The 14,053-nt window shown below is 39.7% G+C and carries 17 protein-coding genes and 1 pseudogene; 17 read left to right on the forward strand and 1 reads right to left on the reverse strand.

All coding sequences use genetic code 11. From position 1 onward, the window contains the following. The first annotated feature begins 477 nt into the window (after positions 1-477). The 14 genes and pseudogenes from ACVRYP_RS00920 (at position 478) to ACVRYP_RS00985 (ending at position 10,646) form a co-directional block, all read left to right on the forward strand. Positions 478-1,065 (forward strand): alpha/beta hydrolase family protein, encoded by a 588-nt coding sequence (locus ACVRYP_RS00920; protein ID WP_447466902.1) that lies wholly within the window; start codon positions 478-480, stop codon positions 1,063-1,065. Then, the gene (locus ACVRYP_RS00925; RefSeq protein WP_447466903.1) at positions 1,037-1,534 is read left to right on the forward strand and encodes an alpha/beta hydrolase family protein; all 498 of its coding nucleotides are present in this window, start codon (positions 1,037-1,039) and stop codon (positions 1,532-1,534) included. The genes ACVRYP_RS00920 and ACVRYP_RS00925 overlap by 29 nt, the downstream gene beginning before the upstream one ends. 80 nt (positions 1,535-1,614) lie before the next feature. After that, a pseudogene (locus ACVRYP_RS00930) lies at positions 1,615-1,737 on the forward strand (TMEM175 family protein); the annotation flags it as partial. A 376-nt stretch (positions 1,738-2,113) separates the two neighbouring features. Continuing rightward, positions 2,114-2,977, forward strand: coding sequence for an aldo/keto reductase (locus ACVRYP_RS00935; RefSeq protein ID WP_447466904.1), 864 nt, complete (start codon positions 2,114-2,116; stop codon positions 2,975-2,977). Positions 2,978-3,054: 77 nt separating this feature from the next. Beyond that, positions 3,055-3,384, forward strand: a complete 330-nt coding sequence (locus ACVRYP_RS00940) for a carboxymuconolactone decarboxylase family protein (protein WP_447466905.1) — start codon at positions 3,055-3,057, stop codon at positions 3,382-3,384. A gap of 3 nt (positions 3,385-3,387) precedes the next feature. After that, positions 3,388-3,816 (forward strand): cupin domain-containing protein, encoded by a 429-nt coding sequence (locus ACVRYP_RS00945; RefSeq protein WP_447466906.1) that lies wholly within the window; start codon positions 3,388-3,390, stop codon positions 3,814-3,816. A gap of 167 nt (positions 3,817-3,983) precedes the next feature. Continuing rightward, positions 3,984-4,739, forward strand: a complete 756-nt coding sequence (locus ACVRYP_RS00950) for an SDR family NAD(P)-dependent oxidoreductase (protein ID WP_447466907.1) — start codon at positions 3,984-3,986, stop codon at positions 4,737-4,739. Position 4,740: 1 nt separating this feature from the next. Beyond that, positions 4,741-5,811 carry an aldo/keto reductase gene (locus ACVRYP_RS00955; protein WP_447466908.1) on the forward strand — a complete coding sequence of 357 codons (1,071 nt, stop codon included), beginning with the start codon at positions 4,741-4,743 and terminating at the stop codon, positions 5,809-5,811. Between the two features lie 49 nt (positions 5,812-5,860). Beyond that, the gene (locus ACVRYP_RS00960; RefSeq protein WP_447466909.1) at positions 5,861-6,856 is read left to right on the forward strand and encodes an alpha/beta hydrolase; all 996 of its coding nucleotides are present in this window, start codon (positions 5,861-5,863) and stop codon (positions 6,854-6,856) included. 127 nt (positions 6,857-6,983) lie between these two features. Further along, positions 6,984-7,844: an aldo/keto reductase gene (locus tag ACVRYP_RS00965; protein ID WP_447466910.1), complete on the forward strand. Its 861-nt coding sequence runs from the start codon at positions 6,984-6,986 to the stop codon at positions 7,842-7,844. Positions 7,845-7,863: 19 nt separating this feature from the next. Next, complete coding sequence (locus tag ACVRYP_RS00970; RefSeq protein WP_447466911.1) at positions 7,864-8,502, forward strand: NAD(P)H-binding protein; 639 nt, start codon at positions 7,864-7,866, stop codon at positions 8,500-8,502. 32 nt (positions 8,503-8,534) lie between these two features. Further along, a complete protein-coding gene (locus ACVRYP_RS00975; RefSeq protein WP_447466912.1) occupies positions 8,535-9,410 on the forward strand; it encodes an alpha/beta hydrolase in 876 nt (291 codons plus the stop codon). Positions 9,411-9,543: 133 nt separating this feature from the next. Beyond that, complete coding sequence (locus ACVRYP_RS00980) at positions 9,544-9,957, forward strand: flavodoxin family protein (RefSeq protein WP_447466913.1); 414 nt, start codon at positions 9,544-9,546, stop codon at positions 9,955-9,957. A gap of 125 nt (positions 9,958-10,082) precedes the next feature. Beyond that, positions 10,083-10,646 (forward strand): TMEM175 family protein, encoded by a 564-nt coding sequence (locus tag ACVRYP_RS00985; RefSeq protein ID WP_307122780.1) that lies wholly within the window; start codon positions 10,083-10,085, stop codon positions 10,644-10,646. A 56-nt stretch (positions 10,647-10,702) separates the two neighbouring features. Here ACVRYP_RS00985 and ACVRYP_RS00990 read toward each other — a convergent pair whose 3' ends face one another. Then, positions 10,703-11,530 carry a LysR family transcriptional regulator gene (locus ACVRYP_RS00990; RefSeq protein WP_447466914.1) on the reverse strand — a complete coding sequence of 276 codons (828 nt, stop codon included), beginning with the start codon at positions 11,528-11,530 and terminating at the stop codon, positions 10,703-10,705. 108 nt (positions 11,531-11,638) lie between these two features. On the opposite strand from ACVRYP_RS00990, the gene ACVRYP_RS00995 reads away from it, so the two are divergent. Genes ACVRYP_RS00995 through ACVRYP_RS01005 form a run of 3 tightly spaced genes read left to right on the forward strand, consistent with a single transcriptional unit; the run spans position 11,639 to position 14,046 of the window. Beyond that, the gene (locus tag ACVRYP_RS00995) at positions 11,639-12,499 is read left to right on the forward strand and encodes an aldo/keto reductase (RefSeq protein WP_447466915.1); all 861 of its coding nucleotides are present in this window, start codon (positions 11,639-11,641) and stop codon (positions 12,497-12,499) included. A gap of 10 nt (positions 12,500-12,509) precedes the next feature. Then, positions 12,510-13,391 (forward strand): alpha/beta hydrolase, encoded by an 882-nt coding sequence (locus tag ACVRYP_RS01000; protein WP_447466916.1) that lies wholly within the window; start codon positions 12,510-12,512, stop codon positions 13,389-13,391. 16 nt (positions 13,392-13,407) lie between these two features. After that, positions 13,408-14,046, forward strand: coding sequence for an NAD(P)H-binding protein (locus ACVRYP_RS01005; RefSeq protein WP_447466917.1), 639 nt, complete (start codon positions 13,408-13,410; stop codon positions 14,044-14,046). Positions 14,047-14,053: the final 7 nt, after the last annotated feature.

A 14,053-nucleotide genomic window follows, 5' to 3' on the forward strand; every position in this document is an offset into this window, starting at 1 on the left:
GGTTTGACGTATTTTCAAAGCGATTAAAAATAGGGCGAATGAAATCATTCCCCACTAAAACCCCACCAAGATTTTTTCTTGGTGGGGTTTGTTTTTTAGATTTATTTTAAGTAATGCTAATTCGATTAAAATTATTAGTAATAAATAGTATCATTTAAATTTAAACAATCTAAAAATATACTTAATTTAAAAGTATTATTGTTAAAGATTTGACATCGATCAAACTTGTTAGAAAATAGAAATAGAATTTTAGAAAACAAAAATCAATAAAAAATTAACGTCCAATCAATTAATTTTATTGTAGAAATAATCGCTTTGCATCAAAAGATGTAAAGTGAGTTCATAAGAAATAGAGTTTTTGGAAAAATATTTATTTAATTTAATAAAATAAATAAAATATTTTCTATGTGTTTTGTTGCTAGTATTATATATTAATTAATTGATAAAGAGATTGTAGATAGGATAGTCAGTAAAACGTTGCTAGCTGCTTGCTCAGCAAATTCGACCAGCAATTCGACTGCAAGCTCAGCGAATACTGATAGTACTGTACTTCGCATCGCGGATCAAGGAATTTTCTCAGCTGGCGGGACTGTGACAACTTCTGAAGGAACTTTTGACCCAGCTAATCAATGGGAGGAAACCGGTGCCGGTCAGACTTCTCACGTTGACCATGCCAACGTTCTCTATCAAGTTCCAGGGGATGAAACAGAGGCACCAATGATTTTCCTACATGGGTATGGTCAATCTCGTATGGGTTGGCAAACAACTCCAGACGGTCGTGATGGTTGGTCAGATTATTTCTTAAAAGAAGGACATAGTGTTTATCTCGTTGACCAACCACGTCGTGGTGAAGCTGGACAAACATCTGTTGCCGGAAATATCTCCACAAAAACGCTTGATCAACGTTGGTACACCCAATTCCGTATTGGTCGTTGGGAAAATGGTCAATCTGAAGTGTACGATAATTCACAATTCCCAAATGATGAGGAATCTTTGAATCAATTCTTCCGCCAAATGACCCCAGCCAGATACAGGTATGCAGTCAGACATGGGAGCGGATTATGATAATGAAGTGGTTTCTCGTGCTTTGGCAGAAACCATTGATGAAGTCTATAAAAGAACAGGTAAAAAAGCAATTGTAGTAACTCACTCACAAGGTGGGGCAGCTGGGTGGACAGCCGCTCGCTATACAGATAATATTGGTGCTATTGTAGCCATTGAACCAGGCGGAGCACCAAGCACAGATAGTGAAGAATATAAGGCTATTGTCGAGAAAAATATCCCAGTAACTTTCTATTATGGTGACTACATTGATAATGGTGATGCTGATATTCAAGCAACTGGTATGTGGCAAGCAATGCGTCAAACAGCCTATGACTTTGCGGATGCTATTGAAAAAGAGGGTGGCAATGCAAGTGTCGTTGACTTGCCAAAAGAAGGTATTGAAGGAAATACTCACTTCATGTTCCAAGATAAGAATAGCGATGAGATTGCAGCGCACATTGAAGATTGGTTGAAAGAAAACGTAGAGTAATCGATGATCGGTGAAGTGATTGGTGCTATCGCTTCACCCTTTTTATAGAAAAGGGGAGAAGATATAGCAATGAATAAGGAAGAGTATCTGCATTTGTAGATGCCGTATTGGCTATTATCTTGACGATTTTGGTCTTGGAGTTGGAACGCCCGGACTCATTAACTGTAGAAGGATTTTGGGCATTACGGAACAACTTTTTTGCTTCATTAGCACAAGTTGTCTATAGCCTGGTTGTCTAATTCATTACCGTTTCAAACAGAGGACTTTATCGTTCGCTTTATCAAGATGATCCAAACAATCTTCTCTTAAAACAACGAATTGAAGATATGAAGAAATGGATATTCTTTGATACGATTGGGAAAGTCGTCGGTCTTGTCTAGTCAGCTACTATTTTTCCGCCAGCCATGCTTCTTTCCGTTCTTTTGACTCTGGTAGTTCTTGTGATTCCAAGGCAATTGAAGGAGGATTAGGTTTTGTATAGATAGCAGTATTAAAAAAATGAATACTGCTATTTTTCTTTGCTATTGTACAGGTAAATGAAATAGGATTATAATGAATTCAGAAAGTGAGATGGATCTTATGAAACATGTTAATTTAAATAATGGAGTGAAGATGCCAATTCTTGGATTTGGTGTTTTCCAAATTCCTGCTAGTGAAACCAAGCAGGCTGTACTTGATGCTATTAAGGTTGGCTATCGTCATTTTGATACGGCTCAGTCTTATGCCAATGAAAAAGAAGTTGGTGAAGCTATCGCAGAATCAGGTTTGCCCAGGGAAGAATTTTTCATTACTAGCAAAGTCTGGCTAGAGCATTACGGTTATGAGAAAACGAGAAAAGCTGTTCTACATTCATTGGAGGTCATGGGCGTAGATTATCTAGACTTGATGCTCCTCCATCAGCCATTTTCAGATTATTATGGCTCTTATCGTGCCTTGGAGGACTTGTATAAGGAAGGAACACTGCGTGCTATCGGTGTTAGTAATTTCTACCCAGACCGTCTGAGTGACTTAGTAGCCTTCAATGAAATCACACCACAGGTCAATCAAGTTGAAACCCATCCGTTTAATCAACAGATTTTCGCACAAGAGAATATGATCAAAAACAATGTTCAGATGGAGTCATGGGCTACTTTTGCAGAAGGTAGAAATGGCATCTTTTCTCATCCGACACTAGTGGCGATTGCGGAAAAATATGGTAAGTCCACAGCTCAAATTATGGTTCGTTGGCAGGTGGAGCGTGGTATCGTCTGCTTGACAAAATCAGTAAAACCAGAGCGTATGGCTGAGAATATTGATGTTTTTGATTTTAACTTAACGGATGAAGATATGACAGCCATTGCAGAACTTGATACAAAAGAAAGTCTGTTTTTCAATCACCAAGATGCTTCAACAGTTGACATGTTCTTGCATTTGATTGAACAGAGAAAAAATGGAGAAAACTAAATGGAGAAAAGGGAAGGAAGATGCTTTTTTCCAACCTTTTCACTTTGCATCATTTCAGATATGAAAGGAATAGAAAAATGACCATAAAACAAACTGCTGGGCGTGATATTCTAGGTGACTTTGCACCAGAATTTGCCCATTTCAACGATGATATTCTGTTTGGAGAAAACTGGAACAATCCAGCTATTGATTTAAAGACACGTTGCCTCATTACTGTTACGGCCTTGATGGCTCAGGGGATAACAGATGCTTCGCTCAAACATCATCTTCAAAATGCCAAAAATAATGGTGTTACAAAAGAAGAGGTTGTGGCTGTTATCACCCACGTCGCATTTTATGCGGGCTGGCCAAAGGCTTGGGCAGTCTTTCGTCTGGCAAAAGGTATTTGGACAGAAGAGGAGAAATAAAATATGTCAGATAAAGTAAGCTTTGATGAAGAAAATATTTTTGGACAAGGGCAAGCAAACGTAACTTATGCACAGTATTTTGATGGGCAGTCTTTCCTCAATCCGCTTGTTGATGAACAGTCACCACTCTTTCTGGCCAATGTTACCTTTGAGCCAGGCTGTCACAATCATTGGCATATTCACCGAGCAGATAAGGGTGGTGGGCAAATCTTGATTTGTACTGCCGGCCAAGGTTGGTATCAGGAAGAGGGAAAGGAAGCAGTCAGTCTTGAACCTGGAAAGGTTGTTGTTATTCCAGCAAATGTCAAACATTGGCACGGCGCCAAAGGTGATTCTTGGTTTTCACATATTGCGGTTGAAGTACCAGGTGAGAATACCAAAACGGAGTGGTTGGAGCCTGTGTCAGAAGAGGATTACTTAGCACTAAGTTAATAACTTTATATTCTCAGAGTCAGTTAGACAAGGGTCAACTGACTTTTTTGATGACTTAATTTGAAATTTGACTATTCATTTTTGAATACTAGCATAGAATTTTGGTATTTTCCAAATCGTAATATTAGGAATATACTTATACCATCAAAAAGAAAGAGAGAACAAATATGACTCAATTATTTAAAAACAAAGTTGCCTTGGTTACAGGAGGTGGATCAGGAATCGGTCGTGCGATTGCTGAAAGCTACGCTAAAGAAGGAGCTAAAGTGATTATCGCTGGACGTCGTGAAGAAGTTCTGAGAGAAGTTTCTGAGGCCAATGAAACAATTAGTTATGTAGTAGCAGATATTACGAATTCAGCAGATGTGACAAAAATCGCTGAAGTGATTCAATCAGACTTTAATGGTCAGTTGGATATTTTAGTTAATAATGCTGGTTGGGCACCTGTTACACCACTTAAAGAATTGACAATTGCAGATTACGATCGTGCCTTTGCTCTTGATGTGCGTGCTTTATTGGATGTCACTATTCAAACCTTGCCATTTATTCTTCAATCAAAAGGGAATATCATTAACCTATCAACGGTTGGCGCTCAGCACCGTGGTCCAAATATGTCTATGTATCTTGGTGCTAAGGCAGCTGTCGAAAACTTTACACGGGTCTGGGCCATGGAGTTGGCAAATGATGGTGTCCGCGTCAATGCTATTGCACCAGGTGCCATTAGCACAGATATTTGGAATTTAACCGATTTATCAGATGAAGAAGCCAAGGCACATGAGCAAGCTATTTCTCAATTGATCCCTATGCACCGATTTGGACGTCCCGAAGAAGTTGCAAGTCTGGCAGTCTTTCTAGGTTCTGAACAAGCCTCATTTGTGACAGGTGCTATTTACGGTGTTGATGGTGGACAGGGGGCAAGTTAAAATGGAAAAAACGATGAAGAATAAGAATTTACTTATAGGATTAGTTACACTAGTATCAATTATCACATTAGCTGCCTGTGGTCAACAATCTTCACAAACATCAGAAACACCTGCTCAGACGACCGTAGCTTCTGTTGCTGATGAAGATAAACCATCCATTGTTAGCAATGTCCAATCGGTGGCCGGTGTACCACTTTTGACATTAAATAATGGTACGGAGGTGCCTCAGTTAGGACTGGGAACACAAATTCAATCTCTTGAACAGGATTCGAGTGCTACTGGTCGGAAATTATTGAACGATACGACAAGAGAGTCTGTTGTAGCAGCTTTGCAATCAGGTTATCGCCATTTAGATACTGCCCATGGCTACTACAATGAAGAAGGCGTGGGGCAGGCTATTAAAGAATCTGGGGTGCCTCGTGAGGAAATATGGTTGACCAGCAAGCTGTGGCCAAGTGAGTATGAAAATGCTTCGCAGGCAATTGATGAAATGCTAGACCGACTGCAAGTTGACTACATCGATATGGTCTATCTCCACCATCCAACAGGAGATTATCTGTCAGCTTATAGAGCACTTGAAAATGCAGTAAGAGAAGGTAAAGTGCGGACTATTGGTATTAGTAATTTTGATAATGAACCAGAAATTTTTGAAGATATTATGGAGAATGCGGAAATTCAACCTCAAGCACTCCAAATTGAAATGCATCCCTTTGCACAACGATTGGAAACACGCACATTGGCTGAAGAAAATGATATTCAGGTGGAAGCTTGGTATCCACTTGGACATGCAGACCCTGAATTATTAGAAAATGAAGTACTGGTAGAAATTGCTGAAAATCATAATAAGACTGTTCCGCAGACTATCCTTCGTTGGTTTATGCAAGAAGGTATCGCGACCGTCCCAGGCTCTACCAACCCAGAACATATTGCTGAAAACATTGATATCTTTGATTTTGAATTGTCAGATGACGAGATAGAGCAGATACGTGATTTAGACAAAGGTGAGGCAGGTCGTTATTTTAATCTTGATTATGATATCATGGGTGGATTCTTTGGTAATTTGGATGAATAAACTAAGACCAATAGTTACTTACTAATGTAGTTTACATGAGGAAATGGATATGAAACATAAAAAACTAGTAGTTGTCCTTTGTCTATTATTCCTTATTATAGTGGGAGCTAGTTGGATTTATTTACAAGCGAGACAAGATATAGTGCAGACAACGACTAATAATTCAAGTAATCGAATGCAAGAAACGCAAGATGTTCCTCCGTCCTATTTGGAGGAGGTAGAAAATGGTGGAACAATTGAAGAGGTTACTTATAATAGCAAAGATTATGCAGATGCTAACCAAGATATTGAAAAAGTAGCCTATGTTTATCTTCCTCCAGGGTATGATGTGGACGATGAATCAGCTTCCTACAATATTCTGTATCTGATGCATGGTTGGAGGATGACTGCTGGAGATTTTTTCAAATATTCTGATTTGAAAAATATTTTAGACCATATGATTGAAAATGGTGATATAGAGCCTTTGATTGTGGTGACACCGACCTTTGATGCAGAAAATGCCCCTCAAGATTTCAGTCGTTCGGAAGCAGAAATTCGGAATTTCTATCATGATTTTCGGAATGATTTAGCCCCTTATATTGAAGAGCGTTACCATACCTATGCAAGGAGTGGTGATTTATCTGACTTACAAGCTAGTCGTAATCATCGAGCTTTTGCAGGGTTTTCGGGAGGCTCTGTGACGACCTGGTCACAATTCCTGCACAATTTAGACTTAATAAAATACTTTGGACCAATGAGTGGTGATAGTTGGGAAGTTGAGGTTTATGGTGGACGAGATAATAGTCAAGCTACGGTCGATTTATTTGAACAAGTAGTGACAGAAGGCGGCTACGATATATCTGATTATCAGATTTACGCAGCAACTGGTACAGAAGACTTCGCTCAGGATTTAATTGTGACACAGGTGGAAGAAATGTGGACACGACAGCCATTTTCTCAAGATAATCTGACACTTCATATTAGTACAGGTTCTAGTCATGACCTTCTTGCTGTCCAAGAATATCTGTACAATATGCTCCCAACGTTTTTTGACAAAACGAACTAAAAAAGCTGACTCAGATGAATAGTCTATCAGTATTTGTAAAATCAATACTGCAATAAACAATAAGTATTGTACTATTCACTCTTTTAAAAATAAAATAGATTCATAAATAAGAAAGAGGAAAAAACATATGACACAACAAATCACATTAAACGATGGAAACAAGATTCCTGCAATTGGCTTTGGAGTATTCCAAATTCCAGCGGATGGTTCAACTTATACAGCAGTGAAAGAAGCTTTGGAAGTTGGCTACCGTCATATCGATACGGCTCAAGCCTATTTCAATGAGAAAGAAGTTGGGCAGGCTATCAAGGATTCAGGTATTCCACGTGAAGAAATCTTTGTAACCAGTAAACTCTGGATTCAGGATTTTGCCTATGAGACTGCTAAGTCAACGATTGATGCGACTCTAGAGAAAATGGGACTTGACTATCTTGACCTCTATCTACTTCATCAACCTTACGGGGAAGTGGAGCAGGCTTGGAAAGCTCTTGAAGAAGCCAAAGCAGCTGGTAAAATCAAATCCATCGGTGTTTCAAACTTCACACCGAACTTTTGGAAACAATTTATTCCAAATTTTGCGACTATCCCAGCTGTCAACCAAGTTGAGTTCAACCCATACTTCCAACAAAAAGAATTACGGAACCTGCTTGCGAAAGATCAAGTAACTATTGAAGCGTGGGCACCACTTGGTCAAGGTAATAAAGATTTATTTGAAGAGCCAGCTATCACGAGCCTTGCAAGTAAGTATGGCAAAGATGTAGGTCAAATCATTTTACGCTTTGCAAACCAAGAGGGCATCGTTGTCTTGCCAAAGTCAACCAAAAAAATCCGTATGAATTCTAATAAAGATATTTTTGATTTTGAATTTACCGATGAGGAATTGGTTGCTCTTCGCGCACTCGATAAGGGGAAAGGATCTCATGATCCAGATGCACCAGGTGTAGGAGAATATCTATTAACGGCTTATGATATTCGTGCCCATGATTAAAGACTGCTGAGGTAGTGTGATGACAAAAGTGTTAATTTTAGGAGCCGCCGGTCAAATCGCAAGTATGGTTACAAATTATTTACTTGACCAGACTGACTTTGATTTAGTGCTATATGCTAGGAAGGCTCATGAACGACTTGCAAATTTATCATCTGAACGAGTTCAACTCATAGATGGTAAGTTTGATGATAAAGAACAATTATTGAAAGCTTTAGAGGGAGTAGATGCGGTTTATCTTAATTACGTTTCAGGCCCTGAGGTATTACAAACTGCACTAGATTCTATTATAGAGTCTGGTGTAAAACGACTGATTGCTGTAAGTGTACCGGATATTTACCAGGAGATTACTGGTCCTTTTCAAAAATGGTATCGGCAAAATACAGGAATTATGTGGACTTCTCCAGTACGTGACTTTGCTGACATGATTGAAGCAAGTGACTTGGACTATGTCCTGCTCCGCATCACTTGGCTTTATAATAAGGGGTTGGTTCCTATAGAAATAACTCGAAAAGGTGAGCCCTTTACTTCCGCTCAGGTATCAAGACAATCGGTAGCACAATTTGTGGTTGACTTACTCACTGGTAAAGAAAATTATCATCGCGAAAGTTTGGGATTAGGTGAAGCAGGAACTGCTTTTACCAAACCTAGCTTTTACTAAGCAACGACTCCATTAAAGAAAGAGAGAAATGAATGATGCAAATACAAAATGTTGTTTTTATGAACAAGGAATTAAATCTCCGCCTTGCAGGCCTCCTTCGCTTACCTGCAAACTTCGATTTGAATAAAAATTATCCGGCAATTGTTGTAACGGGTCCAATGCTTTCTGTAAAAGAGCAAGCTCAAGCCGTTTATGCAGATGCTCTTACAGAAGCGGGTTACGTTACCTTGGTATTTGATGGGGCCTACTTCGGTGAAAGTCAAGGTTTTCCACGCCAGCAAGAACTTCCTGATGTTAAACAATCAGATATCGAAGGGGCTATTGACTTCCTTGAAAGCCTTCCTTACGTCGATAATAACCGTATCGGTGGTTTAGGTATGTGTGGTTCAGGTTCTTATATGTCAGTAGCCGGTGTAAAAGATAGCCGTTTGAAAGCTATTACCGCCGTAGTACCAGCGATTTCTGATATCTCAACCTCACCAATGACAAATTTCTTCATGCCGGAAGAAGAAGTCAAAGCAGCCAAAGATGCATATGAAAATGGAACAGGTAGTTTGGTTACACTTAATTTCCAACCTCGTGCTTTTGAAGAAGGTGCACAGTACTATTATTCAGCTCGTGGAAATCGTGCTCGTTGGAGCAATCAAGTTGTAGCTTGGAGTCAATTAGAGCTGATCAATTACAATGTGACCAATATCATGAAAGATATGACTAAACCATATTTGGTTGTCACCGCTGAAAATGCATGGAGCCAGCCTGCTTCTCGTGAAATCTTTGATGCCGCTAAAAGTGAGGTAAAAGAATGGGTTGTGGTACCAGAAGCTAGTCACTTCGATATGTATGACCTTCATCCATTTGTAGACGTAGCGTTCGATGCTATCTTGCCATTCTTTGAAAAAAATCTATAATGCAAATGGCTCTGAGGATGAACTTCTACTTGGATTTGTTGGAAAATCATTCTAAGAAAAAAGACATGATACTCTGCGATTGTTTACTTTGTAGAACAGTGCAGAGTATTTTTTATAAGAGGAGAATAAGATTATGACAATTTTATTTATCAATGGCAGTCCAAATAAAAATGGGAAGACCGTCACTCTAGCACAAAAATTGCTTAAAAACCAAGAGTACGAAATCCTTCATTTGGTAGATTATAAATTATACGCCTACGGTCAGGATTTTTCTGATGATCAGTTTAATGAAGTCATCCAGAAAGTCTTTACTGCGGATACTCTGGTCATTGGCTCCCCAGTTTATTGGCACAGTATCAATGGCTTGATCCGCAACTTTTTGGATCGTCAATATGATGTGGTGGAAGATGAGCTGGTTGGCAAGAAACTATATTTTATTTTTCAAGGCTCTGCGCCAACACAAGAAGTGCTAGAAATGGGGGAATATACCATGCGTCGTTATGCTGGGCTGTATGGATTAGATTATCTAGGAATGGTGAATCAATAAGAAGATAGTCCTCTTTGGTTCAACATTAGCAATTTATGGTATAATAGACGGGTTATTTTATGACACAAAAATAATGAACTTCATGATATGAGGAGTAAACAGAAAGGATTGTAATACAAATGTTAATGTCAAAAGAGCGATTAATTGCTTTTACAGATGCCGTCTTGGCAATTATTATGACGATTTTAGTTTTGGAATTAGAACGGCCGGATCAGATTAGCTGGCAGGCTCTATGGGATTTGCGGACCAATTTTTTCGCCTACACCATTTCTTTCTTCTGGTTGGGAACCATGTGGGTTAATCTGCATCGAAGTTGGGATGTGGTCAATAAAATCAATACCAATTTGGTTTGGAGTTCGATTGTTCTACTTTTTTTCTCCTCCTTTTTCCCTTATACAACAGCCCTTGTTTCTGCTGATTTTAATAACCCAGTAGCCCAGACCTTGTACGGTTTGATAGTGCTACTTGTAACAGCCTGCAATGTCTGGATGTATCGTGAGTTGCAACATTTAAATCCAGAGACTGTAAAGTCAGGGCATTTTAATATTCTAGATAGAGCTGGAATAGTTGATATTGTGATAAAACTAGTAGGTCTGGTCTTGACCTTAACAGTATTCCCATCAGCAATGATGTGGGCCGTTCTTTTTACAGCAGTCGTTATTGTCATACCAAGAGCGATTCGTCAGTAATATTCATAAAATAAAGAAAAGTATGGTTTTCAATCGAACCATACTTTTTTGTATTATCAAGTGAGTTGCAGTAGTACACTTTTATTCTTTTTCAAAGTTGTGATGTAAAAGGTTTTTGTGGCTTCCTTATCTACGATTGGGACATGCACACGTTGGGTTGGATTGTCTGAGGCGGCCTGAGTGATATTGGTCGAAAAGCTTGGCAAAGCAGAAGCAGAAATCAGTTCGTCAAAGGCTTCCCAATCTGTCTGGACAATAAATTTGGTTTGTGTTAGCTGATCCACAAGTGGTTGCCAAATCCCCAAATCGGACCGCAAGAGCATGGTTAGGTTTGCCAAATCTTCCAATGTAATTTCCTCACGCATGGCATAGGGATGGGCAGGTGGGACGGAAATATAAAGTTGTTCTTTGAAGAATCCAGTTGTTAGCACATCGTCATGCTCAATTGGAAAGTCTGTCACGATAAACTGGAATTTCTGACTAAGTAGGGCTTCTAGTAGGGAGTCATTATCATGTAACTCGACATGGACTTCTTGTTCTAAATCCTGCTCTGCCAAACGATTCCTCACTTCCCATTCTACACCAGGAGCTGAGATGCCGCCAAATAAAGTCGTGGCTTGGAGAGAAAAACGTTGGATATTTTTCAAAAATTGCTGCTCATGGTTGAGCAAAGCTTCTGCTTGTTGAACTGTATATTTACCAGTTTCCGTTAAGGAAAGTTTGTTTTTGCTTCGTTGGAAAAGCTGGACACCTAAGTCGTCTTCTAACTGACGCATATTACGGGTCAAAGACGGCTGTGAAATCAACAAAACCTCAGCTGCGCGTGATAGTGTCCCTTCTTTAGCGACCGTAATCAATTGTTCTAGGTGCTGTAAATTGATCATATCTTCTCCTTTGTGACTATTCACTTTATAAATAGCAGTCTAACTAATTGCTATTGTACTATTTTTTAAAGCACTTGTAAAATAGAGACATCAAGTGGAGGTGGCTGTATGAATAAGATTAGATTAAATAATGGAATAGAAATGCCACAGGTTGGGATGGGGCTGTTTCAGCTGAAAGGTGATGAGACTCAAACCTACATCAAACAGGCGATTGAGGCTGGGTATCGCTTATTTGATACGGCTAGTATCTATGGTAATGAAGCAGATTTAGGGCAGGCCATTAAGGATTCAGGAATTGCTCGAGAGAATTTTTTTATTTCCAGCAAGGTCTGGATTCATTCTGATGGCTATGAGGCAACGATGAAGGAGTTTGAAACAAGCCTAAATCGCTTGGGAACAGATTACATTGACCTGTATTTGATTCATCAACCGATGGGGGATGTTTATGGATCTTGGCGTGCCTTAGAGGAGCTTTATGCTCAAGGGAAAATTAAGGCTATTGGCGTATCGAATTTCTCAGAAGATCGCTTGCTTGATTTTATTTTAAATACAAAAATTGTCCCAGCAGTAAATCAAATCGAGCTTCATCCTTTCTTTCATCAATCATCCTTAAGGAAACTGATGAAGGATTACGGGATTCAGGTTCAGGCTTGGGGCCCGCTTTGTGAAGGGATGAAAAATATCTTTCAGCATCCAGTATTAGATAATATCGCGAAAAAACATCAGAAATCCATTGCTCAAATCGCTTTAAAGTGGAGTGTGCAGATGGGCAATAGCGTCATCCCCAAATCAACAAATCCCGTACATTTGGAAGAAAATGTAGCCCTTTGGGATTTTGAATTGGACCAAGAAGACTTAGACCAAATCAAACAACTAGACATTGGTTACAGTGAGATTATTGACCATAAAAATTTAGCCGTTGTAAAAGGGTTGAACCTGTGTTTAGGGAGTAAGAAGACTCCTGTCTAAAGGAGGAATTATGGTATTTACAAAAGATACAAAAATCAGAGAAATTACTCAACATCCTAGTTTTAGAGGATTTGGACACTTATTATTCCCTCTTCAGCTGGCCTTTCATCCTGAGGAGACTGTCCAAGATGTGATTGATTCAAACCATTATATATGGTACTCAAACCTGAAAACCGAGACCAGTTTAGAGGTTTTGAATAACTTACTCGAGCGTGCTCAGAAAAATGAGCAAGTCTTTTTCCACATTTATGATGAGGACGAGATGGTGAAGGATCCAAGTAAGAGAGAGACAGGGCTATTTTTCTTCAAAGGAAATGAGAATGAGAAATTTGCCCTTATCAATGCAGGCGGCGGTTTTCATTATGTTGCGGCCTTGCATGATAGCTTTCCCCAAGCTTTAGCTCTAAGTCAAAGAGGTTACAATGCCTTTGCTCTAATCTATCGCCCCAATAAGGCCTATGAAGATCTAGCACAGGCCCTAGATTATCTTTATAGTCACTCCAGCGAATTGAAGATAGCCCCTGATCAGTATTCACTTTGGGGTGGTTCTGCTGGAGCTAGGATGGCTATTCGCTTAGGTAACAAACGCGAATTAGAACGTTTAACAAGGACGGCCATTGGTTCTGCCAGCATGGTTGTTAGTCAATATACTGGCTACTCATCTGTTTCTAGAGATGATGCACCGACCTATGCTAATTGTGGCACTAACGATTGGATTGCTAACTGGCAGGTGATGGAAAATCGACTGAAGAACTTGAAAAAGCTTGGGATTGACAGCCGGTTTCAAGTCTATAAAGGTTTGAGGCATGGCTTTGGTATTGGAAGAGAAACGGTAGCAGAGGGGTGGATTGATGACGCCATTTCCTTCTGGGAAAAACAAGTTAAACAATAGAAAATGGAGAAAAAATATGAGATTAACAATTATTGGTGCAGCAGGACAAATTCCGGGATTTCTTATCCCACGGGTATTAGAAGAAACCGATTTTAAATTGACACTGGCGGGACGAAAGGTCAGTCAACGTTTGTCTTATCAGGATGACCTCATTCGCTATGTGGATGGGGATATGTCCCGTCTTGATAATGTCCGACAGGCTTTAGAGGATGCAGATGTTGTCTTTGTCAATGAAGCATCTCCAGCCTTGTTAGAGCCAACCATTGCCGTCATGAAGGAAAAGGGGATCAGTCGCCTCATTGTAGCAGGGGTTCTCGGTGTGTATGATGAGGTCGTCGGAGACTTTGGTCGATGGAATGAAGCCATGATTGGTGCTTATTCTCCAACAAATAATCGGGTCATCGGTGCTAAGTTAGTGGATGAGTCAGGTTTGGATTATACCTACCTTCGTATGACTTGGCTCTATAATCAGGAAGGCAATCGCTCCTACAAGTTGATTCCGCAAGGAGAACCCTATAAAGGTGCTCAAGTCACCCGCCAAGCAGTTGCCCAATATGTTATGGACTTATTGCAAGATCCAAGTCGTGACTTGGGTGTGAGCGTTGGAATCGTGGAGCCAGGAAGTGAAGCTCTAGCGAAACCGGTTTTTTACTAAGAAAGTG

Source organism: Streptococcus rifensis (assembly GCF_053203525.1).

What these genes read in the sequence shown, in the direction of transcription:
- ACVRYP_RS00995 (WP_447466915.1), top strand. Translation starts at nt 11,639, where the DNA reads ATGAATAAGATTAGATTAAATAATGGAATAGAAATGCCACAGGTTGGG.
- ACVRYP_RS00950 (WP_447466907.1), top strand. Translation starts at nt 3,984, where the DNA reads ATGACTCAATTATTTAAAAACAAAGTTGCCTTGGTTACAGGAGGTGGA.
- ACVRYP_RS00980 (WP_447466913.1), top strand. Translation starts at nt 9,544, where the DNA reads ATGACAATTTTATTTATCAATGGCAGTCCAAATAAAAATGGGAAGACC.
- ACVRYP_RS00935 (WP_447466904.1), top strand. Translation starts at nt 2,114, where the DNA reads ATGAAACATGTTAATTTAAATAATGGAGTGAAGATGCCAATTCTTGGA.
- ACVRYP_RS00985 (WP_307122780.1), top strand. Translation starts at nt 10,083, where the DNA reads ATGTCAAAAGAGCGATTAATTGCTTTTACAGATGCCGTCTTGGCAATT.
- ACVRYP_RS00945 (WP_447466906.1), top strand. Translation starts at nt 3,388, where the DNA reads ATGTCAGATAAAGTAAGCTTTGATGAAGAAAATATTTTTGGACAAGGG.
- ACVRYP_RS00970 (WP_447466911.1), top strand. Translation starts at nt 7,864, where the DNA reads ATGACAAAAGTGTTAATTTTAGGAGCCGCCGGTCAAATCGCAAGTATG.
- ACVRYP_RS01000 (WP_447466916.1), top strand. Translation starts at nt 12,510, where the DNA reads ATGGTATTTACAAAAGATACAAAAATCAGAGAAATTACTCAACATCCT.
- ACVRYP_RS01005 (WP_447466917.1), top strand. Translation starts at nt 13,408, where the DNA reads ATGAGATTAACAATTATTGGTGCAGCAGGACAAATTCCGGGATTTCTT.
- ACVRYP_RS00965 (WP_447466910.1), top strand. Translation starts at nt 6,984, where the DNA reads ATGACACAACAAATCACATTAAACGATGGAAACAAGATTCCTGCAATT.
- ACVRYP_RS00955 (WP_447466908.1), top strand. Translation starts at nt 4,741, where the DNA reads ATGGAAAAAACGATGAAGAATAAGAATTTACTTATAGGATTAGTTACA.
- ACVRYP_RS00940 (WP_447466905.1), top strand. Translation starts at nt 3,055, where the DNA reads ATGACCATAAAACAAACTGCTGGGCGTGATATTCTAGGTGACTTTGCA.
- ACVRYP_RS00975 (WP_447466912.1), top strand. Translation starts at nt 8,535, where the DNA reads ATGATGCAAATACAAAATGTTGTTTTTATGAACAAGGAATTAAATCTC.
- ACVRYP_RS00960 (WP_447466909.1), top strand. Translation starts at nt 5,861, where the DNA reads ATGAAACATAAAAAACTAGTAGTTGTCCTTTGTCTATTATTCCTTATT.
- ACVRYP_RS00925 (WP_447466903.1), top strand. Translation starts at nt 1,037, where the DNA reads ATGCAGTCAGACATGGGAGCGGATTATGATAATGAAGTGGTTTCTCGT.
- ACVRYP_RS00990 (WP_447466914.1), bottom strand. Translation starts at nt 11,530, where the DNA reads ATGATCAATTTACAGCACCTAGAACAATTGATTACGGTCGCTAAAGAA.